The organism is Streptomyces sp. P13-3-3 (assembly GCF_050571355.1).
In the GTDB taxonomy this organism is placed as follows: Bacteria; Actinomycetota; Actinomycetes; order Streptomycetales; family Streptomycetaceae; genus Streptomyces; species Streptomyces althioticus.
This window is the reverse complement of the sequence record NZ_CP192228.1, coordinates 2,135,049-2,160,000: the sequence shown is the minus strand read 5'-3', so window position 1 is coordinate 2,160,000 and position 24,952 is coordinate 2,135,049. Positions and strand designations below refer to the sequence as shown.

The 24,952-nt window shown below is 72.6% G+C and carries 24 protein-coding genes and 1 pseudogene (1 of these 25 running past the window's edge); 12 read left to right on the top strand and 13 right to left on the bottom strand.

Going from position 1 to position 24,952, the window contains the following annotated elements; translation table 11 throughout:
• The 3 genes from ACQZOG_RS09750 to ACQZOG_RS09740 all read left to right on the top strand — a co-directional run.
• Positions 1–270, top strand: partial view of a sporulation protein gene (locus ACQZOG_RS09750; RefSeq protein ID WP_033275586.1) — the 3' portion only. It extends 513 nt beyond the left edge of the window; 270 of the gene's 783 nt are visible here — the last part of the coding sequence; its start codon lies beyond the left edge, outside the window; the stop codon is at positions 268–270.
• 41 nt (positions 271–311) lie between these two features.
• Positions 312–851 (top strand): YbhB/YbcL family Raf kinase inhibitor-like protein, encoded by a 540-nt coding sequence (locus tag ACQZOG_RS09745; RefSeq protein ID WP_033275587.1) that lies wholly within the window; start codon positions 312–314, stop codon positions 849–851.
• A gap of 207 nt (positions 852–1,058) precedes the next feature.
• Positions 1,059–1,565 (top strand): HNH endonuclease, encoded by a 507-nt coding sequence (locus tag ACQZOG_RS09740; RefSeq protein ID WP_033275588.1) that lies wholly within the window; start codon positions 1,059–1,061, stop codon positions 1,563–1,565.
• A 113-nt stretch (positions 1,566–1,678) separates the two neighbouring features.
• Here ACQZOG_RS09740 and ACQZOG_RS09735 read toward each other — a convergent pair whose 3' ends face one another.
• From ACQZOG_RS09735 to ACQZOG_RS09725, 3 genes and pseudogenes are all read right to left on the bottom strand, one after another.
• Positions 1,679–2,623: an SPFH domain-containing protein gene (locus ACQZOG_RS09735; RefSeq protein ID WP_033275589.1), complete on the bottom strand. Its 945-nt coding sequence runs from the start codon at positions 2,621–2,623 to the stop codon at positions 1,679–1,681.
• 153 nt (positions 2,624–2,776) lie between these two features.
• Positions 2,777–3,208 (bottom strand): NfeD family protein, encoded by a 432-nt coding sequence (locus tag ACQZOG_RS09730; protein WP_033275590.1) that lies wholly within the window; start codon positions 3,206–3,208, stop codon positions 2,777–2,779.
• Positions 3,209–3,572: 364 nt separating this feature from the next.
• Positions 3,573–4,103 (bottom strand): annotated as a pseudogene (locus tag ACQZOG_RS09725) (ABC transporter ATP-binding protein); the annotation flags it as partial.
• 164 nt (positions 4,104–4,267) lie between these two features.
• On the opposite strand from ACQZOG_RS09725, the gene ACQZOG_RS09720 reads away from it, so the two are divergent.
• Positions 4,268–5,056 (top strand): hypothetical protein, encoded by a 789-nt coding sequence (locus ACQZOG_RS09720; protein ID WP_078492777.1) that lies wholly within the window; start codon positions 4,268–4,270, stop codon positions 5,054–5,056.
• A 98-nt stretch (positions 5,057–5,154) separates the two neighbouring features.
• On the opposite strand, the gene ACQZOG_RS09715 is transcribed toward ACQZOG_RS09720, so the two are convergent.
• The 3 genes from ACQZOG_RS09715 to ACQZOG_RS09705 all read right to left on the bottom strand — a co-directional run bounded on the left by ACQZOG_RS09715 (position 5,155) and on the right by ACQZOG_RS09705 (position 7,335).
• Entirely contained in the window at positions 5,155–5,400 is a 246-nt protein-coding gene (locus tag ACQZOG_RS09715) for a chaplin (protein ID WP_033275592.1), read from the bottom strand.
• A 155-nt stretch (positions 5,401–5,555) separates the two neighbouring features.
• Complete coding sequence (locus ACQZOG_RS09710; RefSeq protein WP_037638863.1) at positions 5,556–6,197, bottom strand: response regulator; 642 nt, start codon at positions 6,195–6,197, stop codon at positions 5,556–5,558.
• Entirely contained in the window at positions 6,190–7,335 is a 1,146-nt protein-coding gene (locus tag ACQZOG_RS09705; RefSeq protein ID WP_037638865.1) for a GAF domain-containing sensor histidine kinase, read from the bottom strand. Before ACQZOG_RS09705 ends, ACQZOG_RS09710 begins: the two co-directional genes overlap by 8 nt.
• Before the next feature lie 252 nt (positions 7,336–7,587).
• Here ACQZOG_RS09705 and ACQZOG_RS09700 point away from each other — a divergent pair, with 252 nt between their 5' ends.
• The 3 genes from ACQZOG_RS09700 (at position 7,588) to ACQZOG_RS09690 (ending at position 10,424) form a co-directional block, all read left to right on the top strand.
• Positions 7,588–8,286, top strand: a complete 699-nt coding sequence (locus tag ACQZOG_RS09700; protein ID WP_037638866.1) for an SDR family NAD(P)-dependent oxidoreductase — start codon at positions 7,588–7,590, stop codon at positions 8,284–8,286.
• Positions 8,283–9,326, top strand: coding sequence for an S-adenosylmethionine:tRNA ribosyltransferase-isomerase (locus tag ACQZOG_RS09695; RefSeq protein ID WP_037638867.1), 1,044 nt, complete (start codon positions 8,283–8,285; stop codon positions 9,324–9,326). The genes ACQZOG_RS09700 and ACQZOG_RS09695 overlap by 4 nt, the downstream gene beginning before the upstream one ends.
• Positions 9,327–9,701: 375 nt before the next feature.
• Entirely contained in the window at positions 9,702–10,424 is a 723-nt protein-coding gene (locus ACQZOG_RS09690; protein ID WP_037638868.1) for a transglycosylase SLT domain-containing protein, read from the top strand.
• Positions 10,425–10,515: 91 nt separating this feature from the next.
• Here the strand turns inward: ACQZOG_RS09690 and ACQZOG_RS09685 are convergent, their stop codons facing one another.
• On the bottom strand, positions 10,516–13,053 hold the full coding sequence (locus tag ACQZOG_RS09685) for an FHA domain-containing protein (protein WP_430741442.1): 2,538 nt from the start codon (positions 13,051–13,053) through the stop codon (positions 10,516–10,518).
• Between the two features lie 244 nt (positions 13,054–13,297).
• Between ACQZOG_RS09685 and ACQZOG_RS09680 the strand changes: the two genes are divergently transcribed.
• Both ACQZOG_RS09680 and serB read left to right on the top strand, forming a co-directional pair.
• Positions 13,298–15,190 carry a streptophobe family protein gene (locus ACQZOG_RS09680; RefSeq protein WP_430741441.1) on the top strand — a complete coding sequence of 631 codons (1,893 nt, stop codon included), beginning with the start codon at positions 13,298–13,300 and terminating at the stop codon, positions 15,188–15,190.
• A gap of 319 nt (positions 15,191–15,509) precedes the next feature.
• Positions 15,510–16,718: a phosphoserine phosphatase SerB gene (serB, locus tag ACQZOG_RS09675; RefSeq protein WP_033275600.1), complete on the top strand. Its 1,209-nt coding sequence runs from the start codon at positions 15,510–15,512 to the stop codon at positions 16,716–16,718.
• Positions 16,719–16,810: 92 nt separating this feature from the next.
• Here serB and ACQZOG_RS09670 read toward each other — a convergent pair whose 3' ends face one another.
• From ACQZOG_RS09670 to ACQZOG_RS09655, 4 genes are all read right to left on the bottom strand, one after another.
• The gene (locus ACQZOG_RS09670) at positions 16,811–17,329 is read right to left on the bottom strand and encodes a SixA phosphatase family protein (protein ID WP_033275601.1); all 519 of its coding nucleotides are present in this window, start codon (positions 17,327–17,329) and stop codon (positions 16,811–16,813) included.
• A 63-nt stretch (positions 17,330–17,392) separates the two neighbouring features.
• Complete coding sequence (locus ACQZOG_RS09665; RefSeq protein WP_033275602.1) at positions 17,393–17,599, bottom strand: hypothetical protein; 207 nt, start codon at positions 17,597–17,599, stop codon at positions 17,393–17,395.
• A gap of 148 nt (positions 17,600–17,747) precedes the next feature.
• Complete coding sequence (locus ACQZOG_RS09660; RefSeq protein ID WP_006132620.1) at positions 17,748–17,864, bottom strand: SGM_5486 family transporter-associated protein; 117 nt, start codon at positions 17,862–17,864, stop codon at positions 17,748–17,750.
• A 171-nt stretch (positions 17,865–18,035) separates the two neighbouring features.
• The gene (locus ACQZOG_RS09655) at positions 18,036–19,352 is read right to left on the bottom strand and encodes a CynX/NimT family MFS transporter (RefSeq protein WP_033275603.1); all 1,317 of its coding nucleotides are present in this window, start codon (positions 19,350–19,352) and stop codon (positions 18,036–18,038) included.
• 91 nt (positions 19,353–19,443) lie between these two features.
• On the opposite strand from ACQZOG_RS09655, the gene ACQZOG_RS09650 reads away from it, so the two are divergent.
• Positions 19,444–20,136 (top strand): FadR/GntR family transcriptional regulator, encoded by a 693-nt coding sequence (locus tag ACQZOG_RS09650; RefSeq protein WP_033275604.1) that lies wholly within the window; start codon positions 19,444–19,446, stop codon positions 20,134–20,136.
• 63 nt (positions 20,137–20,199) lie between these two features.
• Here the strand turns inward: ACQZOG_RS09650 and fabI are convergent, their stop codons facing one another.
• On the bottom strand, positions 20,200–20,967 hold the full coding sequence (gene fabI / locus ACQZOG_RS09645; RefSeq protein ID WP_033275605.1) for an enoyl-ACP reductase FabI: 768 nt from the start codon (positions 20,965–20,967) through the stop codon (positions 20,200–20,202).
• A gap of 5 nt (positions 20,968–20,972) precedes the next feature.
• On the bottom strand, positions 20,973–21,677 hold the full coding sequence (gene fabG / locus ACQZOG_RS09640) for a 3-oxoacyl-[acyl-carrier-protein] reductase (protein ID WP_019522101.1): 705 nt from the start codon (positions 21,675–21,677) through the stop codon (positions 20,973–20,975).
• Positions 21,678–21,990: 313 nt separating this feature from the next.
• Between fabG and ACQZOG_RS09635 the strand changes: the two genes are divergently transcribed.
• Complete coding sequence (locus tag ACQZOG_RS09635) at positions 21,991–23,514, top strand: TldD/PmbA family protein (RefSeq protein WP_430741440.1); 1,524 nt, start codon at positions 21,991–21,993, stop codon at positions 23,512–23,514.
• Positions 23,511–24,905 (top strand): metallopeptidase TldD-related protein, encoded by a 1,395-nt coding sequence (locus ACQZOG_RS09630; protein ID WP_430741439.1) that lies wholly within the window; start codon positions 23,511–23,513, stop codon positions 24,903–24,905. Before ACQZOG_RS09635 ends, ACQZOG_RS09630 begins: the two co-directional genes overlap by 4 nt.
• The last annotated feature ends 47 nt before the right edge of the window (positions 24,906–24,952 follow it).

The following is a 24,952-nucleotide window of genomic DNA, read 5'->3' as shown; positions in this document are numbered from 1 at the left end:
ACGCGCCAGAGGCTGCCGTTCTACCAGGAGATCGAGTTCTACCCGCCGTCGCAGTACCGCGGGCTGAACCAGGTGGAGCTGAGCTTCGTCGCCGACGCGCAGGCGATGGACGTCGTGCTGGAGATGGACAAGAAGCCGGGGCTGTTCAGCGAGGGCAGCGACACGTTCCGTTCCTTCCAGGTGGGTCTGAACGACTACCAGGGGACCGACTGGGCGGCGTACCTGAACCAGTGGCTGTCGGAGGTCGGCTCCAAGCGGAACTGGTTCTAGGCTCGTTCGCGACTGAACGTCATCGATCAGGAGGTACCGAGGTGACCGAGCTCAAGCGGCGGCCGCTCCCCCATGACTTCCATCCGCCCGTGCCGTCGTTCACGGTGACGAGCGACGATGTGAAGGAGGGGGCGACGCTCACGGACGCTCAGGTCCACGCGGCGGGCAACACGTCGCCGCACCTGCGCTGGGAGGGTTTCCCGCCGGAGACCAAGAGCTTCGCCGTGACCTGCTACGACCCGGACGCCCCGACGGGCAGCGGGTTCTGGCACTGGGTGGTGTTCGACATCCCGGCCTCGGTGACCGAGCTGCCGGCCGGCGCCGGCAGCGGGTCGTTCGACGGGCTGCCGGAGGGCGCCGTCCACGCGCGGAACGACTACGGGACCAAGGAGTTCGGCGGCGCCGCGCCGCCGCCCGGGGACGGTCCGCACCGGTACGTGTTCACGGTGTACGCCGTGGACCAGGAGAAGCTGGGTCCGGACGCGGACGCCTCTCCTGCGGTGGTGGGCTTCAACCTGCGGTTCCACACGCTCGCGCGCGCCCAGCTGATCGGTGAGTACGAGGTGCCCGCGGAGTCCTGAGTCCCCCGCGCGACACCGGGCGTTCCCGGAACGTTTGCCCGCCCCTGGTCTTGGAATTGATCAGGGGCGGGCATTTTTTCCGTCGGGGTCCCCGGGAGTCGTCTCCCGTGGGAGCAGCGGATATTGCGTTGTCCATCCCGGCGCGCCCGGCCAGAGTTGTTCCAGCCCGCCGAGGGGCGGGCCGGTGCGCACGGGAGGTGGGCTGGTATGCGGGACACGCTGGTGCTGAACGCGAGCTTCGAGCCGTTGTCGACGGTGACGCTCAACCGAGCCGTCGTTCTTGTGCTGCAGGACAAGGCCGTCGTCGAGCAGGCCCATCCCGAACTGCGGATGCGGGGAGCCGCGGTCGACATACCGGCGCCCCGGGTGATCAGGCTCTGCCAATACGTGCGCGTGCCGTTCCGAAGACGCGCGCCGTGGTCGAGGCGGGGTGTGCTGGTGAGGGACCGGCACCGGTGCGCGTACTGCGGGCGCAGGGCGACCACCGTCGACCACGTGGTGCCGCGGTCGCTCGGCGGGCAGGACACCTGGCTGAACACGGTGGCGTCGTGCGCCGAGGACAACCACCGCAAGGCGAACCGGACGCCGGAGCAGGCGGGGATGCCGTTGCTGCGGGAGCCGTACGAGCCGACGCCGGCGGATGCGATGTTGCTGGCGCTGGCCAGGGACGACTTCGAGGCGTTGCCGGAGTGGCTGGCGTCGGCCGCGGCGTGACGGTTTCGCCGTAGGGGGTGAGGCGACAGCCCGGGTGCGGGTTCGTCGTGGTTGATCGCGCGGTTCCCCGCGCCCCTGAGGGGGGTGCGGGGAACGCGTGTTTTCTGGTGCTCTCAGTCGATCGAGGGGGTTTCGCGGCGTTCCTGGGCGGGGACGTTCGCCGTGGCGCCGTTGCCGCCCAGGCTGGAGCCGAAGTTGCCGACGGCGCCGGAGAGGCCCTTGAGGGCGTCGCCGATCTCGCTGGGGACGATCCAGAGCTTGTTGGCGTCGCCCTCGGCGATCTTCGGGAGCATCTGGAGGTACTGGTAGGAGAGCAGCTTCTGGTCCGGGTCGCCGGCGTGGATGGCCTCGAAGACCGTGCGGACGGCCTGGGCCTCGCCCTCGGCGCGCAGCGCGGCGGCCTTGGCCTCACCTTCCGCGCGCAGGATCTGGGACTGCTTCTCGCCCTCGGCGCGCAGGATCTCGGACTGCCGGACACCTTCGGCCTGGAGGATCGCGGCGCGCTTGTCGCGGTCGGCGCGCATCTGCTTCTCCATCGAGTCCTGGATGGAGGTGGGCGGCTCGATCGCCTTGAGCTCGACGCGGTTGACGCGGATGCCCCACTTGCCGGTGGCCTCGTCGAGGACGCCGCGCAGCGCCGCGTTGATCTCCTCGCGGGAGGTGAGGGTCCGCTCGAGGTCCATGCCGCCGATGATGTTGCGCAGGGTGGTGACGGTGAGCTGCTCGATGGCCTGGATGTAGCTGGCGACCTCGTAGGTGGCGGCCCGCGCGTCGGTCACCTGGTAGTAGATGACGGTGTCGATGTTGACGACCAGGTTGTCCTGGGTGATCACCGGCTGCGGCGGGAAGGGGACGACCTGCTCGCGCAGGTCGATGCGGTTGCGGATGGTGTCGATGAACGGGACGACGATGTTGAGGCCCGCGTTCAGCGTCCGCGTGTAGCGGCCGAAGCGCTCGACGATGGCGGCGCTGGCCTGTGGGATGACTTGGATCGTCTTGATCAGGGCGATGAAGACCAACACCACCAGGATGATCAGGACGATGATGACCGGTTCCATCGTCGGTTCCCCGAACCCTTCTTAGCCTCGGCGCCTACGGCAGGTCGTGTGTGCACGGTCGTGCGGTTGTAGATCTTGCTGGTCGAGTCTGTCAGACCACGGGGCCAACCGGGGGCGTGTTCGCACCGGTTGCGTCGTACGGGAGGTGCGGGATCACATGACGATCGCGGTGGCCCCCTCGATCTCCACGACGTCGACCTCCTGGCCGACCTCGTAGGAGCGGCCGGTGTCGAGGGCGCGGGCCGACCAGACCTCGCCCGCCAGTTTGATGCGGCCGCCGCTGCCGTCGACGCGTTCGAGGACGACGGCCTGTTTCCCCTTCAGGGCGTCGACCCCGCTGGCGAGTTCGGGCCGCTGGGACCGGTGTCTGCGGGCGATGGGCCTGACGACGGCGATCAGCGCGGTCGAGACGACGGCGAAGACCGCGACCTGGGCGACGGCCCCGCCGCCGAAGATTCCGGAGACCACTGCCGCGGCGACGGCGCCCACCGCGAGCATGCCGAGTTCGGGCATCGCGGTGACCACCAGGGCGATGCCGAGTGCCGCCGCGCCGATCAGCCACCACAGCCATGCGTCGATGTCCACAAGGTCATGGTAGAACCGCGCACCCGGTCACGGACAGAGCGCCGCTCGGTCGAACGGGCCTTGTCGTGCCGGGTGTTGTGCGCGGGGTGGTGCCGTGTCAGCTCATCGGGAGGCCCTGGGCGGTCCAGCGGTCGCCGACCTGCTCGACGACGAGCGGGAGACCGAAGCACAGGGACAGGTTGCGGCTGGTGAGTTCGAGCTCGAGCGGGCCGGCGGCGAGGACCTTGCCCTGACGGATCATCAGGACGTGGGTGAAGCCGGGGGCGATCTCCTCCACGTGGTGGGTGACCATGATCATGGAGGGGGCGATCGGGTCGCGGGCGAGGCGGCCGAGGCGGCGCACCAGGTCCTCGCGGCCGCCGAGGTCGAGGCCGGCGGCGGGCTCGTCGAGGAGGAGCAGCTCGGGGTCGGTCATGAGGGCGCGGGCGATGAGGGTGCGCTTGCGCTCGCCCTCGGAGAGGGTGCCGAACTTGCGGTCCAGGTACTCCGACATGCCGAGGCGGTCGAGGAAGGCGCGGGCGCGCTGCTCGTCGATGTCCTCGTACTCCTCCTGCCAGCCGGCGGTCATGCCGTAGGCGGCGGTGAGCACGGTCTGGAGGACGGTCTGCTTCTTGGGCAGCTTGTCGGCGAGGGCGATGCCGGCCACGCCGATGCGGGGGCGCAGCTCGAAGACGTCGGTGCCGGGGCGGCCGAGCGTCTCGCCGAGGATGGTGGCGGTGCCCTTGCTGGGGTAGAGGTAGCTGGACGCGATGTTCAGCAGGGTGGTCTTGCCGGCGCCGTTGGGGCCGAGGATGACCCAGCGCTCGCCCTCCTTGACCGACCAGGAGACCTGCTCCACCAGAGCCCGGCCCTCGCGGACCACGGATACGTCCTGAAGTTCCAGAACATCGCTCATGAGCGCCTTGTCTCCCCTTGCAGTGTGGCCGGTCTCGGCTGTCGCGTACGCCTTGTGGGTCGGTCCGCCGCACCCGTGGGCGGGAGCCCATCATGAAATCTACGCCACCGGCCGACCCGGACATTCCATCGGTCCGGTTTCCGGGTGCTGTCTAGGGTGTACGCATGCTTTCGGAACCACGCTCTGGTCGTCTCGCCTCCTGGGGCAATGCCCTTCTTGCCGGACTTGTCTCCCCGGACGAGGCGGCGCTCGCCGTCGTCGGGGAGGACGCGGTGCACCGGGTGGAGGGGGTGCCCGGCGAGGCCGCGCCGGTGGGGCTGACGCTGGCCCTGGGGCGGCTGCGGGGGCTCGGGGTGTCGGGGCTGCGGGTGGCACTGCCGGCGCCGGGGCATCCGCTGGGGCTGAGCGGCCCGCCGGAGTTCAACGCGCGGGCGCTGGAGGCCGAGGAGGCCGTGGTGTGCCAGGGGGCGGCGCTGGGGCTGGTGCCGGAGGTGTCGGAGGCCGGGCCCGAGGGCGATGTGCATGTGGAGGTCCTCTGGCACTGTCTGCCGGTGCGGGAGGCGCCGCCGGCGGACGTGCCGTCGCTGGGTGAGGCGGAGCGGGAGCTGGCGGAGGCGCTGCGGGAGGCCACGGAGGCGCTGACGCGGCTGGACGTGGCCGGGTCGGGTCCGGTCGCGGAGGCGGCGATCGACGCGTACCGGGCGCGGGCCACGGCGTCGCGCGGGCAGGACGTGCTGGCGCCGGGGTATCCGCCGCGCGCGGTGCGGGTGCTGGAGCTGGCGCAGCGGGTGGGCGCGCTGGTGTCGCTGGCGACGGCGAACGGGCACGGCGGCGCGGTGAGCGCGTCGGAGATGTCGGCGCGGGCGCTGGCGCTGCGGCCGGTGGAGCGGACGGCCCGGCGGGCGCAGGTGGCCGCGTACAACGCGTTCGTGGAGGAGCGCGGGGCTCGCTGATCCGGGCGCTGCGACCCTGGCTCTGCCCCGGACAGGGACGAGCCCCGGCGCCGGGTGGGGGCGGGCGGCCGGGGCTTGTCGTCTGGTGGCGTCGGTCGTCAGTGGTTGACGGCGACGTTGCCGAAGGCCGGGTTCAGCACACCGATGACGTTGATGCTGTTGCCCGACACGTTGACCGGGACGTCGACCGGGACCTGGACGAGGTTGCCGGAGACGACGCCCGGGGAGCCGACGGCCTTGCCGTGCGCGTGGCTGCCCTCGCTGGCGGAGGCCATGCCCGTACCGGCGGCGAGCAGGCCGCCGGCCACCATCGTCACGGCCGCTGCCTTCTTCAGGTTCTTCACTTTCCGAGCCCTCCTTGCGACGACCGCGGCGAGCGCCGCGGTCCGCACTGGGCAACGCGTGGCACGGCCAGGGGATACGGGGCCCGGGAGCCATTCCCCCTACGGTATGAATCTCGCACCGGAGGGGAACCTTCCGGTGACGACGGGCCGGGGCGTCAGCCGCTGAGTCCGTGTCGTACGGCCCACAGCGCGGCCTGGGTACGGTCCGCCAGGTCGAGCTTCATCAGGATGTTCGACACGTGGGTCTTCACCGTCTTCTCGGACAGCACGAGGGCGCGGGCGATCTCCCGGTTGGCGCGGCCGTCCGCGATCAGCCCCAGCACCTCGCGCTCCCGCTCGGTCAGCGAGCCCGCGCGTCCCGCTCCGGAGCCGCTCTCCTCCTGGGACAGCAGCGCGCCCGCCACCTCCGGCTGGAGCAGCACGTGCCCGGCGTGCACGGAGCGGATGGCGCCGGCCAGCGCGTCCGGGTCGATGTCCTTGTACACGTAGCCCGCGGCGCCCGCGCGCAGGGCGGGGATCACCGTGCGCTGCTCGGTGAAGCTGGTGACGACCAGCACCCGGGCGCGGTGGTCCAGCTCGCGCAGTCTGCGCAGCGCCTCCACGCCGTCCGTGCCGGGCATCTTCACGTCCATGAGGATGACGTCGGGCTGGAGCTCGCCGGCCAGGGCGACCCCCTCCGCGCCGTCCGCGGCCTCGCCGACGACCTCGATGTCGTCCTGCACTTCCAGGAAGGTGCGCAGCCCCCTCCGGACCACCTGGTGGTCGTCGACCAGCAGCACCTTGATCGCGTCAGCCACCGGGGACCTCCATCTCGATGGTGGTGCCCTTTCCGGGCGCCGATTCCACGGTCAGCCTGCCGCCGACCCCGCTCGCCCGGTCCCGCATGGAGACCAGGCCCAGATGGCGGCCCGCGCGGCGGACGGTGTGCGGGTCGAAGCCGCCGCCGTCGTCGCCGACCCGCAGGACCGCTCCGTTGCCGCGCCGCTCCAGGGTCACGTCGACGTGGGTCCCGCCGGAGTGGCGCAGGGCGTTGTGCAGCGCCTCCTGGGCGACCCGCAGCACCGCCTCCTCCTGGGCGGCGGGCAGGGCGCGCACGCCGTGGCCGGTGAAGGTGACGCGCGCGCTGTGGGCGCGGTCGAGGACCTGCACCTGGGTGCGCAGCGTGGCCACGAGCCCGTCCTCGTCGAGGGCGGCGGGACGCAGCTCGACGACCGCGGCGCGCAGTTCGTCGGCGGCCTCGGCGGCCAGCTCCGCCACCTGCTGGAGCTCGCCCTTGGCCCGGGCCGGGTCGCGGTCCACGAGACGGGCGGCGGCCTGGGCGGTGAGGCGCAGGGAGAACAGCTTCTGGCTGACGGCGTCGTGCAGCTCGTGGGCCAGGCGGGAGCGCTCCTCGGCGATGGTCAGCTCGCGGCTGCGCTCGTAGAGGCGGGCGTTGGTGAGGGCGATGGCGGCGTGCTGGGCGAGGATGCCGAGCAGCTCCTCGTCGTCCTCGGTGAAGCCGCAGGCGCCGTCCGGCTTCGGACAGTTCTTGTTCGCGAGGAACAGGGCGCCGAGCACCTCGTCGCCGTCGCGGATCGGCAGGCCCAGGAAGTCGACGAGGTCGGGGTGGGCGCTGGGCCAGCCCTCGAAGCGCGGGTCGCGGCGCACGTCGGCGAGGCGCTGCGGGGCGGCGTCGTCGAGCATCGCGGCGAGGATGCCGTGCCGGCGGGGCAGGGGGCCGATGGCCTTCCACTGCGCGTCGCTGACGCCGTCCACGACGAACTGGGCGAAGCCTCCGTGGTCGTCGGGCACGCCGAGCGCGGCGTACTGGGCGTCGAGGAGTTCGCGGGCGGAGGCGACGATCGTCTTGAGGACGTCGCGCACCTCGAGATGCCTGCTCATGGCCAGCAACGCGGAGCTCACCGCGGCGAGGCCGGACCGGGGGCCGTGGCTCATGTCCTCACGGTACCGGCGGGGCGCGGGCCCGCGGATCGGACCGCTGTCCGCCCCTCTCCCCCGCCGCTGGTCCTAGGTCCCGGGTCCCGGACCGCCGCCGCGCCCTAGGGCTCGGGGCGGGGGCGTCCCGGCGTAGGGCGAAGGGACCCGGGCGGCTGCGTCCCGCGCCCGAGGCGGCCGCCCGTCCCCGCTTCCTACGTTGATCACACGCCGAGAGGGCGGGACGACACCACGGACGAGGGGACGGTTGTCATGCCGGTTGCGATCATCACGGGAGCTTCGAAGGGGCTCGGACGGGCGCTGGCCGTGGGGCTGGCGGAGCGGGGCTGGGACCTGGTGCTCGACGCGCGGGGCGCGGACCGCCTGGCGGAGACGCAGGTGCTGGCCTCGGCGCACAGCACGCGGGTGACGGCGGTGCCCGGGGACGTCACGGACCCCGCGCACCGGGCGGAGTTGGTGGCGGCGGCCTGGCGGCTGGGCGGGGTGGACCTGCTGGTGCACAACGCGAGCGCGCTGGGCGCCGAGCCGCTGGTGCGGCTGGCGGAGCTGCCGTTGGAGGGGCTGCGGCACGCGCTGGAGGTGAATCTGGTGGCGGCGCTGGGCCTGGTGCGGGAGGCGCTGCCGCTGCTGCGGACCGCCGAGGCGGGCGCGGTGCTGGTGGTGAGTTCGGACGCCGCCGCGGAGGCGTATCCGACGTGGGGCGGGTACGGCGCGTCGAAGGCGGGTCTGGACCAGCTGGCGGCGGTGCTGGCGGAGGAGGAGCCGGGGCTGCGGGTGTGGTCGGTCGACCCGGGGGACATGGCGACGGACCTGTACACGGCGGCCGTGCCGGACGACGACGATCCGCGGCCGGAGCCGGAGACGGTGGTGCCGGGGTTCCTGCGGCTGCTGGAGGAACGGCCTGCCAGTGGCCGCTACGGCGCCCCTGCGCTGCTGGAGGGACGGCGGTGACGGTCACGTTCCGGGTGCCGGAGGAGCTGTCGGCGCGGGTGCCGGCGGAGCGGCGGGCGCCCGGCCGGGGCCGGGACGCGGTGCGGCTGCTGGTGTCGCGGGGCACCGAGGTGTCCCACCACGCGTTCGCGGAGCTGCCGCTGCTGCTGCGCGCGGGCGACCTGCTGGTGGTGAACACCTCGCCCACGCTGGCGGCCGCCGTCGACGGGCGGGTCGGTGACGCGCGCGTGGTGGTGCACTTCTCCACGCGCGGCGACGACGGGCGGTGGGCGGTCGAGCTGCGGGACCCGGACGGGCGCGGCACCACGCGCGTGCGCGGGGGTACGCGTGCGGGTACCGGGGTGGGGCTGGCCGGGGGTGCGCGGTTGCGGGTCGAGGAGCCGCTGAGCGCGGGGGCGCCTCGGCTGTGGTGGGCGCGGGTGTCGCGGGACGTGCCGGGGCTGCTGCGGGCGCACGGGCGTCCGATCCGGTACGCGTACACGGAGCGGGACCAGCCGCTGTCGGCGTACCAGACGGTGTTCGCGCTGCCGTCGCGGGACGGTTCGGGGAGCGCGGAGATGCCGAGCGCGGCGCGTCCGTTCACCACGGGGACGGTGACGGAGCTGGTGAGCCGCGGGGTGCAGGTCGCGCCGGTCAGGCTGGACACGGGGGTGGCGTCGGCGGAGGCGCACGAGCCGCCGTACCCGGAGCGGTTCGCGGTGCCGGAGGCGACGGCGCGGCTGGTCGGCGCGGTGCGGGCGGGCGGCGGGCGGGTGGTCGCGGTGGGGACGACGGCGGTGCGGGCGCTGGAGTCGGCGGCCGGCCCGGACGGGGTGGTGCAGGCCCGTGCGGGGTGGACGGACCTGGTGGTGACCCCGGAGCGGGGGGTGCGGGTGGTGGACGGGCTGCTGACCGGGCTGCACGAGCCGGAGGCGTCGCACCTGCTGATGCTGGAGACGGTCGCGGGGCGGGAGGCGGTCGCGCGGGGCTACGAGGAGGCGCTGCGCGGGCGGTATCTGTGGCACGAGTTCGGGGACGTGCACCTGCTGCTGCCCTCGTGACCGAGGGGCGCGGACCGTCCCGTGCGACGGGCCGGAACTCCTCACACAGCGCGTTGCGCCAGCAACACGCGGTGAGGAGGGAGGGGGTGGCGTGTGAGGCCGGGCATAGGGCGCACATCACGTACGAAGCGGATTAGGAGAGTCATATCGCCCTTATACGCGGGGCGAACAGTCCCATCTGCCCGGTTTGACACCCCCCTGATCCACTACCCGGCTTCGTAGGTCACACCTTTGCCGGGCGATTTTGCGGCCGCTAACAATGGCTGCGTCGCTCAGCGCCGTGGGCTTCCCGCCCGCGGCGTTCGTGTGCCGAAGAAGCACCAGTCCCACAGGACATCGAGCGACCTCCGCGCTATTCGAAGAGGTCCGTTCCGCATGCCCAAGCACATCCTCACCCGTGGTCACAGTCGAGCCCTGACCCGCCACCACAAGATCGCCGCCGCGGGCGTCGCCGCTCTCGGTGCCGCCGCCATCGGCTTCTCGGCGGTCCCGAGCAACGCGTCGACGACGACCACGGCCGAGGCCCCCGCCCAGACGGCGAAGGTGGCCTACAGCACCCAGCAGATCCAGGGCGTCAAGGCCGACGTCAACAGCCAGCTCGCCGGCACCAGCGTGAAGGTCGAGCAGATCGCGGCCAAGAAGCAGGCCGCCGCCGACGCCGCCGCGAAGAAGAAGGCGGCCGCCGAGGCGAAGGCCGCGAAGGCCCGCGAGGCGGCGGAGTCCGCGAGCCGTTCCGCCGAGCGCGCCGAGGTGAAGAAGGCCGCTCCGAAGAAGTACGGCGACAACCTCGACGGCTGGATCCGCGAGGCCATGTCCATCATGAAGAAGCACGACATCCCGGGCTCCTACGAGGGCATCAAGCGCAACATCCTGCGTGAGTCCTCCGGCAACCCGAAGGCGATCAACCTCTGGGACATCAACGCCCAGAAGGGCATCCCCTCCAAGGGCCTTCTCCAGGTGATCCCGCCGACCTTCGACGCCTACCACGTCAAGGGCACCCCGAAGAACATCTACGACCCGGTCGCCAACATCGTCGCCGCCTGCAACTACGCGGCCGACAAGTACGGCACCATGGACAACGTCGACAGCGCGTACTGAGAGGTCGGCGCGGACCTCTCCTGCCGCACACAGACGCCGAAGGGCGGCACCCTCCTGACGGGGTGCCGCCCTTCGGGGCCGTACGACGGGACTACTTGCGCATGACCTCCGGCTCGTGGCGGCGCAGGAAGCGCGCCACGAAGAAGCCGCAGACCACACCGAGCGCGAGCAGCGCACCCATGTCCATCGCCCACGCACCGGCCGCGTGCTCCCACAGCGGGTCGTCGCTGTCGCCCTTGGCGGGCGGGCTGATGTTGTTGAAGTCCAGCGTGGTGCCCGCGGCGGCGACCGCCCACCGCGACGGCATCAGGTACGACAGCTCGTTCACGCCGACCGAGTTGGCCAGGGGGAACAGGCAGCCGGTGAAGACGACTTGGACGATCGCGAACATCACCAGCAGCGGCATCGTCTTCTCGGCGGTCTTCACCAGCGCCGAGATGATCAGGCCGAACATCATCGCGGTGAAGCCCAGCGCCATGATCGGGATGCACAGCTCCAGCAGGATCTGACCGCCCAGGACCAGGCCCTCGTCGGGCACCGTGCGGCTGGAGAAGCCGATGACGCCGATCATCAGGCCCTGGATCATGGTGATCAGGCCCAGCACGAAGACCTTCGACATCAGGTACGCCGAGCGGGACAGGCCGGTGGCGCGCTCCCGCTCGTAGATCACGCGTTCCTTGATCAGCTCACGGACGGAGTTCGCGGCGCCGGCGAAGCACGCGCCCACCGCGAGGATGAGCAGTACCGTGAGCGCCGTGCCGTTGCCGACGGGCCTGCCCGTTCTCGGGTTGATCTCCGTGTTGACCAGCAGGTCCTTGCCCTGGTCGATGAGCAGGCTGACCGAGCCGAGGACCAGCGGCAGGATGATCGACAGGGCGAGGAAGCCCTTGTCGGAGGCGATCACCGACACGTAGCGGCGCACCAGCGTGGTGAACTGCGACGCCCAGCCCTGCGGCTTCGGCGGCTTCATCGCCTGGATCGTGGGGACCTGCACGGACTGCGGGGCGACCGCGTCGATGTCCGCGGCGTACATCTGGTAGTGCTGCGAGCCCTTCCAGCGGCCCGCCCAGTCGTAGTCGCGGTAGTTCTCGAAGGCGGAGAAGACGTCGGCCCAGGTGTCGTAGCCGAAGAAGTTCAGCGCCTCCTCGGGCGGGCCGAAGTAGGCGACGGAACCGCCCGGCGCCATCACCAGCAGCTTGTCGCAGATCGCCAGCTCGGCCACCGAGTGGGTCACCACGAGGACCGTGCGGCCGTCGTCGGCCAGGCCGCGCAGCAGCTGCATGACGTCGCGGTCCATGCCCGGGTCGAGACCGGAGGTCGGCTCGTCCAGGAAGATCAGCGACGGCTTGGTGAGCAGCTCCAGCGCCACCGACACACGCTTGCGCTGGCCGCCGGACAGGGACGTGACCTTCTTGTCCTTGTGGATGTCCAGCTTGAGCTCGCGCAGCACCTCGTCGATACGGGCCTCGCGCTCGGCCGCCGTGGTGTCGGCGGGGAAGCGCAGCTTGGCCGCGTACTTCAGGGCGCGCTTGACGGTCAGCTCCTTGTGCAGGATGTCGTCCTGCGGGACCAGACCGATGCGCTGGCGCAGCTCGGCGAACTGCTTGTACAGGTTGCGGTTGTCGTACAGCACCTCGCCCTCGTTGGCGGGGCGGTAGCCGGTGAGCGCCTTGAGCAGCGTCGACTTGCCGGAGCCTGAGGGGCCGATGACCGCGATCAGGGACTTCTCCGGGACGCCGAAGGAGACGTCCTTCAGGATCTGCTTGCCGCCGTCGACCGTGACGGTCAGGTGGCGGGCGGAGAAGGACACCTCACCGGTGTCGACGAACTCCTCGAGCCGGTCGCCGACGATCCGGAACGTCGAGTGGCCGACGCCCACGATGTCGGTGGGGCCGAGCAGTTGCGAGCCGCCCTTGGCGATCGGCTGGCCGTTGACGTAGGTGCCGTTGTGCGAGCCGAGGTCGCGGATCTCCATGCGCCCGTCGGGCGTCGAGTGGAACTCCGCGTGGTTGCGGGACACCTGCAGGTCGGAGACGACCAGGTCGTTCTCCAGGGCGCGGCCGATGCGCATGACGCGGCCGAGCGAGAACTGGTGGAACGTCGTGGGACTGCGGTCGCCGTAGACCGGCGGCGCCCCCGCGCCACCACCGGGGCCCTGCTGCTGGGGGATGTGCGGCGCGTTCTGCTGCGGCTGCTGCTGCCAGCCCTGCTGGGCGGGCGGCTGCTGGGCCGGCGGCTGCTGCGCGGGGGGCTGCTGCGCGGGGGGCTGCTGCCAGCCGGCGCCCGCGCCCTGGGCGGCGTACGGCTGCTGCGGCTGCGCCTGCGGCACGGCGGCGGCGACACCCGACAGCGTCACGCGCGGCCCGTCGTTCGCGTTGCCCAGGTTCAGCACCGTGTCGGCGGTGAACTCCAGGTGGTGGATCCGCTGACCCTGCACGAAGGTGCCGTTGGTGCTGCCGTGGTCCTCGATCAGCCAACTGCGGCCGTTGAAGCTGATCGTGGCGTGACGCCAGGACACCCTGGCGTCGTCGAGGACGACGTCGCCCTGCGGGTCACGTCCCAGGGTGTAGGACCTGGACGGATCGAGCGTCCAGGTGCGTCCGTTTGATTCCAGTACGAGTTCCGGCACTCCATGCCCCACTGAGTTGTTCCCCCGAATTTCCCCCGTCGCAGGGAGTCTAGGGATGTCGAACATCGGGGGGAACTATTTCAGGCGCGGCCCTCCGACCGAAAGTCGGCCCTGTCACGACCCGGCGACAAGGCGTCCACGGCCCTGTCCGGGCGGGGGTTGAAATCGCCCCGGAGAGTGGTAAACCACGCGAGGGGGACATGTGCGGCCTGCCGGGCCGCTCCGCGGATCGGGGGGTCTGCCCATGAGTACTGCCACAGGGGCCGCCGGGCCGGGGCGCGCCGCCGCCGTGCCGTGGGCGGACGTGGTGATGTCCGCGGTCGCCGCGGTGAGCTGGGCGCTGATCGGGATGGCGGGGACCGCCACACTGGGGCTGCGTCTGCTGGACGCGGACGCGGCGGGGGCGCCGGGACCGATGGCCGCGGCGGTGGTGGCGCTGGCGGTGGGCGGTTCGGTGACGCCGACGGGGGACGTGTCGGTGTTCGGGCTGTCCGGGGCCGAGGCGGACACGGCGGTCGACGTGATGCCGCTCGGTGTGGGACTGGTGGGGGCGCTGTTCCTCTCCCTCATCTTCATGAGGTCCTTACGGGTGGCGGGAGTTGTGGTGTCCGGCCGTGAACTCGCCGCGCGGGCGGGCGCGGTGGTCGCGCTGGCCGTGGCGACGGCGGGCGGGCTGGCGTGGGCGGGCCACGACGTGATCACCGTCGACGTGGCCGCGCTGGGTGGGGACGGCCTGCCCGGCTCGGAGGGCGGCGGAGGGCTGGACGTCCCCGGGCTGGGCGACATCGGGGAGCTGCTGCCGGACCGGGTGGGGGACCTGGTCGACGCGGAGGTGACGGTGGGGTTCGCCGTCGACACGGCGCCGACGCTGCTGGCGGGGCTGTTCTGGTCGGCGGGCGTGCTGCTGGTGGCGCTGCTGGCGTCCCGGCGCACCCCGCTGCCGCGCGGGTGGGACGCCCTGCACCGGGTGGTGCGGCCGGTGGTCTCGTCGGTCGTCGCGGTGCTGCTGGTCGCGGTGGCGGCGGGGGTCGCCGCCGCGGGGTACGCGGCGGCCGGCGACGACCATCCCCGCCGGATCGCCGGGGCCGCGCTGCTGGGGGCGCCGAACGGGGTGTGGCTGGGGGTGTCGGTCGGACTGTTCGTCCCGTGGGACGCCCAGGGGAACGGGGCGCTGCTGGGGGCGCTGCCGCACCCCCTGGACGATCTTCTGCGGATGGGGACGGAGGAGCCGGTCACCCTGGGCGCGCTGGCCGGGCTGGACGGGAGGGTGTGGCTGCTGGGGGTCGGCGCGGCGACGGCGATGCTGCTGGCGGGCGTGCTGACGGCGGTGCGGACGCCGGTGGGGGGTGCGCAGGGGGCGGGTGGTTTCGCGGGACGGTGCGCGGTGCGGCTGGGCGCCGCCACGGCGGTGGCACTGCCGGTGCTGGTGTGGCTGACGGAGGTGTCCGTGGGCGCCTCGCTGTCGATGCTGGGGTACGACGCGTTCGACGCGGGGCTGGATCTGAGCGGGCGGCTCGGTACGGCGGCGCTGCTCGGTGCGGTGTGGGGCGCCGGAGCGGGCGCGGTGGGGGCGCTGCCGGCGTGGGCGTGCGGGGTGGCGGGGACGCGGGTGGCGGTACTGGCACGGGGTGCCGGAGACAAGGGCTCGCCGGTGCCGGCGCCCTCGGGTCCGTACCGGCCGGGGCTGCCGCATCGCCCGCCCGATCCGGACACCAATCCGTACCTACGGCTGCCGGGGGCCCGGACGGAGGACGCGGTACCGGGCCGGAGCGCGCCCGGGGACACGGGCGCCGGCGCGGACGACGTGGCCGCGGCGGAGCGGGGCGTCCCCGAGGACACGGTGCCGGGCCGAGGCGCGCCCGGGAACACGGGCGCCGGCGCGGACGACGTGGCCGCGGCGGAGCCGGGCGCCCCCGAGGACACGGTGCCGGGCCGGAGGGCGCCCGGGAACACGGGCGCCGGCGCGGACGACGTGGCCGCGGCCCCCACGGTCGCCAACCCCATCCCGCCCCGCCCGGACCGCAGCCGCCTGTGGCCGGACAGGGTCCCGCCCCCTCCCCCGCCACCGCCTCGCCCTCCGGGGTCGCGTGAGCCCGAGGGGGGAGACGAGGACGCCCGGGGGGCGGGGGGACGGTAGGAGGCGAGCGGTCGCGCGCAGCAGCGGGGGGTGGTGCCTAGGCCACAGACGGGCGCAGGGCCGGGCGTCCGTCACCGGAGCCGGTGCGGCCGAGGGTATCGGGGATCGGCGGGGCGGGATGTGGTCCGCGTGTTCCCGGCTCGAGCCCAGGTTCCGCGTCTGCGCCGGGGCGGCCTCGGGCAGGGCACCGGGCGCGTGGGGCGGCCCCGGTGTCCGGTGACGGGGCGTGGTCGCGGCTGGGGCGCGGGGTCGGGTGGGGTGTCCGGAGGGCGGACCGTGCGGGCGCGGGGCACTCCGTGCCGGATACGGTAAGAGCACCATGAGCGCATCGCAGACCTCCGACGTTCCCACCCTCCTGGTCAAGATCTTCGGCAAGGACCGGCCCGGCATCACGGCCGGCCTCTTCGACACACTCGCCGCCTACTCCGTCGACGTCGTCGACATCGAGCAGGTCGTCACCCGCGGACGCATCGTGCTGTGCGCGCTCGTGACCCAGCCCCCGGCCGGGATGGAGGGCGACCTGCGCGCGACCGTCCACAGCTGGGCGGAGTCGATCAAGATGCAGGCGGAGATCATCTCCGGCAAGGGCGACAACCGCCCCCGCGGTCTCGGCAGGTCCCTGGTGACCGTGCTGGGCCACCCCCTCACCTCGGAGGCGACGGCCTCGGTCGCCGCGCGGATCACCAAGGCCGGCGGCAACATCGACCGTATCTTCCGGCTCGCCAAGTACCCGGTGACGGCCGTGGAGTTCGCGGTGTCCGGCGTCGAGACGGAGGCGCTGCGCACCGCGCTGGTGACGGACGCGGCCCGGTTCCGCATCGACATCGCGGTGGTCGCGGCGGGCCTGTACCGCAGGGCGCAGCGCCTGGTGGTGATGGACGTGGACTCCACGCTCATCCAGGACGAGGTGATCGAGCTCTTCGCGGCGCACGCGGGCTGTGAGGACCAGGTCGCCGAGGTGACGGCGGCGGCGATGCGCGGGGAGCTGGACTTCGAGCAGTCGCTGCACGCGCGGGTGGCGCTGCTGGAGGGTCTCGACGCCTCCGTGATCGACAAGGTGCGCAGCGAGGTGCGTCTGACGCCGGGCGCCCGCACCCTGATCCGTACGCTCAAGCGGCTCGGTTATCAGGTGGGCGTCGTGTCGGGCGGTTTCACCCAGGTCACCGACGACCTGAAGGAGCGCCTCGGCCTGGACTTCGCCCAGGCGAACACGCTGGAGATCGTCGACGGCAAGCTCACCGGCCGGGTGACCGGCGAGATCGTGGACCGGGCGGGCAAGGCCCGGCTGCTGCGCCGCTTCGCGGCCGAGGCGGGGGTTCCGCTGTCGCAGACGGTGGCGATCGGTGACGGAGCGAACGACCTGGACATGCTGAACGCGGCCGGTCTCGGTGTCGCCTTCAACGCCAAGCCGGTGGTGCGGGAGGCGGCGCACACGGCCGTGAACGTCCCCTTCCTGGACACCGTCCTCTACCTGCTGGGCGTCACGCGGGAAGAGGTCGAGGCCGCCGACACGATCGCCGGCGACTGAGCCGCGCACACCGGCCGTGACGACGGACGGGCCCGGCGCCGACGAGATCGGTGCCGGGCCCGTGCCGTGCCGGGCGGGTCGTCAGCCGGGGGTCACTCGGTGGGCGCCCAGTAGTCGGCCAGCGTGGCCGTGCCGGGCTCCAGGGACTTCCAAGGGCCGGTGAAGGTCAGGACCGCGAAGGCGGCGGCGGGGAAGCCGCGCCGCGTCATGCGCTCGCGGGCGTCGCCCTCGGACGCGCCGCCGAGGATGTCGGCCAGCCCCTGCACGCCCGGGTTGTGTCCGATCAGCAGGACGTTCTGCGCGTCGTCGGGGGTCTCGTTGAGCAGGGCGATCAGCTCGCCGGGCGAAGCCTCGTAGATCCGCTCCTCGTAGACGGTTTTCGGCCGCTTGGGGAACTCGTGGACGGCGAGCTTCCAGGTCTCCCGGGTGCGGACCGCCGTGGAGCACAGGGCCAGGTCGAAGGCGACGCCGGAGTCGGCCAGCTTGCGGCCGGCGGCCGCGGCGTCCAGGCGGCCTCGCTCGGCGAGGGGCCGCTCGTGGTCGGACACCGGAGGCCAGTCGGCTTTCGCATGCCGGAAAAGGACAATCCTGCGGGGTTCTGCGACGCTCATGGAACCCAGCTTCGCACGAAACAGGCCACAGGGCGCAGGGAGTTGACCGGCGCCTCGGCGTGTTCAGCGGGCCATCAGCTGCTGCGCCCGCTCGACGAGAAGGGTGAGCGCGGGCTCACCGGCTGTCGCGTGCGCGTCGGAGGGGTTGAGGACGAGGGCGAGCAGGGCCACGAAGGCGAGCGTGGGGAGGGCCAGGGCCCACCACGGCAGCCGGGTGGCGGCACCGGCCCGGGGGGCCGGAACGGGCCGGGAGTGCGTGCGCGCCGACATGGGTGCCTCCGCTCTTCGGGACGCTCCGTGGCCGCCGGTCGCGGCCGCATCTCGAAGGTACGGATCGGCGGGGCGTCAACCCATCCGGTGATCCACCCACTTGACCCTGAGCCTGGCCCCCTAGGGGACGGTGGTGCCAGCACCACCCTCAGGGCGCGAGCACCGTCGCGATGACGCCGATGACGATGAAGATCGCGAAGAACGCGCCGAAGACGAGCAGCATCTTCTTCTGGCCGTTCTGCGGGTTCGGGTCGAGGACTGGCATGGGGAAAGTGTCGCACCTGCCACGCCCGGCACCGTCCACGGGGTGCCCGGCGGGCGCGGCGGCCGGGGGCGGCGGCGCGGCGGCCGGGGGCGGGGCGGGGGCGTCCCCGTGCCCCGGTCCGTACGCGGGCGCCTCAGCCCACCGTCTCGTCCTCCACCGTGCGGCGGCGCCTCAGCCCGCCGCCTCGTCCTCCACCGTGCGGTCCCGCCCGGCCACGACCCCGACGATCATCTGCGGCACCATCAGCCCCGCCATCAGCGCGATCGGCAGCCCCCAGCCCCCGCTGTGCTGGTAGAGCACGCCCACCAGCAGCGGCCCGGGGATGGAGATCAGGTAGCCGGTGCTCTGCGCGAAGGCGGACAGCTGGGCCACGCCCCCGCCCGTGCGGGCCCGCATGCCGACCATGGTGAGCGCGAGCGGGAAGGCGCAGTTGGCGACTCCCAGGAGCACCGCCCAGGCCCAGGCGCCGGCGGCCGGGGCGAAGTAGAGGCCCGCGTAGCCGATCAGGCCGCTGACGCCCAGGGCCAGCACGATGGGCCCCTGGCGGGGCAGCCGGGCGGCGAGGCGCGGGATGACGAAGGCCAGGGGCACGCCCATCACCATGGTGACGGCCAGCAGCAGTCCGGCCCGGCCGGCGGGGACGCCCGCGTCGCGGAAGATCTGCGCCATCCAGCCCATGGTGATGTAGGCGGCGGTGGCCTGGAGCCCGAAGAACACGGCCAGCGCCCACGCCGTACGGCTGCGGGTGATGCGCAGCACCGGGGCCTGCCGCGCGGACTCCCCCTGCGCCTGTCCGTCCCGCTGCGGAGGCTCCGGCGCCCCCTCCCCCGAGGTGGCGCCCCGCTGCCGCACGAACGGGATCCAGGGCAGGACGGCGGCCGCCGCGAGGGCGGCCCAGACGGCGAGCCCGGCCTGCCAGTCGCCGCCGAGCGCGTCGGTCACCGGGACGGTGACCGCCGCCGCCGAGGCGGTGCCCAGGGCGAGTGCCATCGAGTAGAGGCCGGTCATGGAGCCGACCCGGTCGGGGAACCAGCGTTTGACGATGACCGGCATCAGCACGTTGCTCACGGCTATGCCGGCGAGTGCGAGGCCGCTGGTGAGCAGGAAGGCGGCGGTGGTGCCGACGAAGGGCCGGACCAGCAGACCGGTGGCGATGGCGGCCATGCCCGCGCAGACCACCGCGCCGGGGCCGAAGCGGCGGGCCAGCCGGGGCGCGGTGACGCCGAAGACGGCGAAACACAGCGCGGGCAGGGAGGTGAGCAGCCCGGCCACGCTGCCGCTCATGCCGAGCCCGTCGCGCACCTCTTCGAGCAGGGCTCCGAAGCTGGTGATGGCGGGGCGCAGGTTCAGGGCGGCCAGCACGATGCCGACGACGAGCAGCCGTTTCCGCCACGCGCGCGTGGGGGCACCGGGGTGTTCCGGGGACGCCGACGCGGCGGGCGTACCGGCGGTGGCGGACGCGGTCGTCCGGGTCCCGTCACCAGTCATACGAGTCATGCGACCCATCATAGAATCATGGGATGATTGGTTGTCCATGTCGCGGGCGTCCTACGCGGCCCCTGCCGTGCGAAGGTGAAGCATGCCACTGAGCCATCCGCGCCGATCCGCGCTGTCCGAGCAGGTCATCGCCGCCCTGCGGGCCCAGATCACCTCGGGCGAGTGGCCGGTCGGCTCACGCATCCCCACCGAGCCGGAGCTGGTGGAGCAGCTGGGGGTCGCCCGCAACACCGTCCGCGAGGCGGTGCGCGCGCTGGCGCACAACGGCCTGCTCGACATCCGCCAGGGCTCGGGCACCTACGTGGTCGCCACCAGCGAGCTGGCGGGCGTGATGCACCGCCGCTTCGCGGGCGCCGACCCCCGGCACATCGCCGAGCTGCGCTCCTCCCTGGAGTCCTCCGCGGCGCGGCTGGCGGCGCAGCGGCGCACGGAGAAGGACCTCAAGCAGCTCGACGCGCTGCTGCAGCGCCGCGAGGAGGCGTGGGAGTCCGGCGACGCGGAGACGTTCGTGGCGGCGGACGCGACGTTCCACATGGCGGTCGTGGCGGCCTCGCACAACGACGTGATGACCGCGCTCTACGCGGACCTGGTCGAGGTGCTGCGGGACTGGCTGCGCGACGACGTGGGCGGGGACATGTCCCCGGAGACGCACATGGACCACGGCCGGCTGGTGGACGCGATCCGCGTCGGCGACGAGGCGACGGCGGCCGAGGAGGCCGCCTCCTACCCCATGGCGTGCAAGCCGGGGCGTTTCACGGCTCCCGCGGGCGACTGACCCCCGGCACGCACGAGGGCCCGCGCTCCCCCGGGAGGCGCGGGCCCTGGTGCGCGGCGTCCGTCAGGCGCCGATGGCGTGCAGACCGCCGTCCACGTGGACGATCTCGCCCGTGGTCTTCGGGAACCAGTCGCTCAGCAGGGCGACGACGCCGCGGCCGGCCGGCTCCGGGTCCTTGAGGTCCCACTCCAGCGGGGCGCGCGTGTCCCACACGGAGGCCAGCTCGGAGAAGCCGGGGATGGACTTGGCGGCCATCGAACCGAGCGGACCCGCGGAGACCAGGTTGCAGCGGATGTTCTGCTTGCCCAGGTCGCGCGCCATGTAGCGGCTGGTCGCCTCCAGGGCGGCCTTCGCCGGGCCCATCCAGTCGTACTGCGGCCAGGCGTACTGCGCGTCGAAGGTGAGGCCCACGACGGAGCCGCCGTTCTGCATCAGCGGCAGGCAGGCCATGGTGAGCGACTTCAGGGAGAACGCCGAGACGTGCATGGCCGTGGCGACCGACTCGAACGGCGTGTTGAGGAAGTTGCCGCCGAGGGCGTCCTGCGGCGCGAAGCCGATGGAGTGCACGACGCCGTCCAGGCCGCCGAGCTCCTCGCCGACGACGTCGGCCAGGCGGCCCAGGTGCTCGTCGTTGGTGACGTCGAGCTCGATGACCTTGGCGGGCTTGGGCAGCTTCTTGGCGATGCGCTCGGTCAGGGTGGGCCGCGGGAACGCGGTCAGGATGACCTCGGCGCCCTGCTCCTGGGCCAGCTTCGCGGTGTGGAAGGCGATCGACGCCTCCGTCAGCACGCCGGTGATCAGGACGCGCTTGCCCTCGAGAATTCCGCTCATGTGTGTCAGTGACCCATTCCCAGTCCGCCGTCAACGGGAATGACGGCTCCAGTGATGTACGAGGCGTCGTCGGAGGCGAGGAAGCGCACCGCGGCGGCGATCTCCTCGGTCTTCGCGTACCGGGCGAGCGGCACCTGGGCGAGGATCTTCGCCTGCTGCTCCTCGGTGAGCTCCCGGGTCATGTCGGTGTCGACGAAACCGGGCGCGACGACGTTGAAGGTGATGTTGCGCGAGCCCAGCTCGCGGGCGAGGGACCGCGCGAAGCCCACCAGGCCGGCCTTGGAGGCGGCGTAGTTGGCCTGCCCCGCGGAACCGAGCAGCCCGACGACCGAGGAGATCAGCACGACACGGCCCTTGCGGGCGCGCAGCATGCCGCGGTTGGCGCGCTTGACGACGCGGAAGGTGCCCGTGAGGTTGGTCTCGAGGACGGACGTGAAGTCCTCCTCGGTCATGCGCATCAGAAGCTGGTCCCGGGTGATGCCGGCGTTGGCGACGAGCACCTCGACGGGGCCGTGCGCCTCCTCGATCTCCTTGTAGGCCTGCTCCACCTGCTCGGCGTCGGTGATGTCGCACCGGACGGCGAGGAAGCCGGCCGGGGGCTCACCCGAGCGGTACGTGATGGCGACCTTGTCGCCGGCGTCGGCGAACGCGCGGGCGATGGCGAGGCCGATGCCCCGGTTGCCTCCGGTGACGAGAACCGAGCGGCTCAACGGATCACCCCTTCGATAGCGGTCTGGTCCACCCGCCCGGACACCGTGACGACAGGCGGCTGCACCGAAAACCTATCGGTCCCGGTCCGCCGCCGGACATCGGGGCACCGACAGTGGCATGGGAGCCGCTCTGTCGGGTCCCTACAGAAAGGACCCGGCCGGGCGACGGCGGTCACCCGCCCGGTGACACGAATACGCCGGGGCTCGCCGCAAAGTTGTGGTCCCGGTCCCGTCCGGCGCGACATGATGCGCCGCAGCGCCAACTCGACGCAGCGACAACCGAACGATTCGAACCCGACAGGAAGAGACGTAGGTGTCTCATAGCATTGACGAAGCCTTCACAGCCCTGCCGCTACGCGCCCTCGCCGACGCCGCGCTCGCCCGGGCGCGGGCACTCGGGGCCGAGCACGCGGACTTCCGTCTGGAGCGGGTGCGCAGCGCCTCCTGGCGGCTGAGGGACGCCAAGCCCGCCGGTTCGTCGGACACCACCGACCTCGGGTACGCGGTGCGGGTGGTGCACGGCGGCACCTGGGGCTTCGCGTCCGGGGTGGACCTCACCCTCGACGCCGCCGCGAAGGTCGCCTCCCGGGCGGTGGCCATGGCGAAGCTGTCCGCGCAGGTGATCAAGGCGGCCGGGAGCGACGAGCGCGTGGAGCTGGCCGACGAGCCGGTGCACGCCGACAAGACCTGGGTGTCGTCGTACGAGATCGACCCGTTCACCGTGCCCGACGAGGAGAAGGCCGGGCTGCTGGCCGACTGGAGCGGGCGGCTCCTCGCGGCGAACGGCGTGGACCACGTGGACGCCTCGCTGCTCACCGTGCACGAGAACAAGTTCTACGCGGACACCGCGGGGACCGTGACCACGCAGCAGCGCGTCCGGCTGCACCCGGTGCTGACGGCGGTGTCCGTCGACGAGTCCAGCGGAGAGTTCGACTCGATGCGCACGCTCGCGCCGCCGGCGGGCCGCGGCTGGGAGTACCTGACCGGCACCGGCTGGGACTGGGACGACGAGCTGGCGCGGATCCCCGAGCTGCTCGCCGAGAAGATGCGCGCGCCGAGCGTGGAGCCGGGGCTGTACGACCTGGTGGTGGACCCGTCCAACCTGTGGCTCACCATCCACGAGTCCATCGGGCACGCCACCGAACTGGACCGCGCCCTCGGCTACGAGGCCGCCTACGCGGGCACCTCGTTCGCCACCTTCGACCAGCTCGGCAAGCTGAGGTACGGCTCCGAGCTGATGAACGTCACCGGTGACCGCACCGCCGAGCACGGCCTGGCGACCGTCGGCTACGACGACGAGGGCGTCGAGGCGCAGTCCTGGGACCTGGTGAAGGACGGCACGCTGGTCGGCTACCAGCTGGACCGGCGGATCGCCAAGCTCACCGGGTTCGAGCGGTCCAACGGGTGCGCTTTCGCCGACTCCCCCGGCCATGTGCCGGTGCAGCGCATGGCCAACGTGTCGCTGCGGCCCGACCCGGCCGGGATGTCGACGGAGGACCTGATCGGGTCGGTCGACCGGGGCATCTACGTGGTCGGCGACCGGTCGTGGTCCATCGACATGCAGCGCTACAACTTCCAGTTCACCGGGCAGCGCTTCTACCGCATCGAGAACGGCCGGCTGGCCGGCCAGCTGAAGGACGTCGCCTACCAGGCCACGACCACCGACTTCTGGGGCTCGATGGCCGCCGTCGGCGGACCGCAGACGTACGTGCTGGGCGGCGCCTTCAACTGCGGCAAGGCCCAGCCGGGCCAGGTCGCGGCGGTCTCCCACGGCTGCCCGTCCGCCCTTTTCAAGGGAGTCAACATCTTGAACACCACGCAGGAGGCCGGGCGATGAGCGCGCGCACCACCAAGCCGCACGAGATCGTCGAACGGGCGCTGGAGCTGTCCCGGACCGACGGCTGTGTCGTGATCGCCGACGAGCACTCGTCCGCCAACCTCCGCTGGGCGGGCAACGCGCTCACCACGAACGGGGTCACCCGCGGGCGCACCCTCACCGTGATCGCCACGGTGGACGGCGCCCAGGGCACCGCCTCCGGGGTGGTGTCCCGGTCCGCGGTGACCGTGGACGAGCTGGAGCCGCTGGTGCGGGCCGCCGAGGCCGCCGCGCGCGGCGCCGGTCCGGCCGAGGACGCCCAGCCGCTGGTGACGGGCGTGGACCCGTCCCCCGAGTTCACCGAGGCGCCGGCCGAGACGACCTCCGCGGTGTTCGCCGACTTCGCCCCGGCGCTGGGCGAGGCGTTCGCCCGGGCCCGGACCGGCGGCCGGGAGCTGTACGGCTTCGCGAACCACGAGATGGTGTCCACGTACCTGGGCACGTCGACGGGGCTGAGGCTGCGGCACGACCAGCCGAACGGCACCCTGGAGATCAACGCCAAGTCGCGGGACCGCACCCGGTCGGCGTGGGCGGGCCGCTCCACCCGTGACTTCAAGGACGTCGATCCGGCCGCGCTGGACGCCGAGCTGGCCGTACGCCTCGGCTGGGCGGAGCGGCGTCTGGAGCTGCCGGCGGGGCGCTACGAGACGCTGCTGCCGCCGACGGCGGTGGCGGACCTGCTGATCTACCAGTTCTGGTCGGCGTCCGGGCGGGACGCGGCGGAGGGCCGCACGGTGTTCTCCAAGCCGGGCGGCGGCACCCGCGTCGGCGAGCGGCTGACCGAGCTGCCCCTGACGCTGCGCAGCGACCCGCACGAGCCGGGGCTGGAGTCGGCGCCGTTCGTGATCGCGCACTCCTCAGGCGGCGACCAGTCGGTGTTCGACAACGGGCTGCCGCTGTCGGCGACGGACTGGGTGCGCGAGGGCGAGCTGCACCGGCTGACCACCAGCCGGCACAGCGCGGGCCTCACCGGCCTGCCGACCGCGCCGGGGATCGACAACCTGATCCTGGACGGCGGCGAGGACCGTTCGCTGGAGGAGATGGTCGCGGCCACCGAGCGGGGGCTGCTGCTCACCTGCCTGTGGTACATCCGCGAGGTGGACCCGGCGACGCTGCTGCTCACCGGTCTGACCAGGGACGGCGTCTACCTGGTGGAGAACGGCGAGGTGACGGGTGAGGTGAACAACTTCCGGTTCAACGAGTCGCCGGTGGACCTGTTGGGCCGGGCGGCCGAGGCGGGCCGCACGGAGAAGACGCTGCCCCGGGAGTGGAGCGACTGGTTCACCCGGGCCGCGATGCCCGCGCTGCGCATCCCCGATTTCAATATGAGCTCGGTCAGCCGGGGCGTATAACCTCGTAGGCGTTCGCAGCAGGCCGTCGCCCGTACGGCCGCAGATCA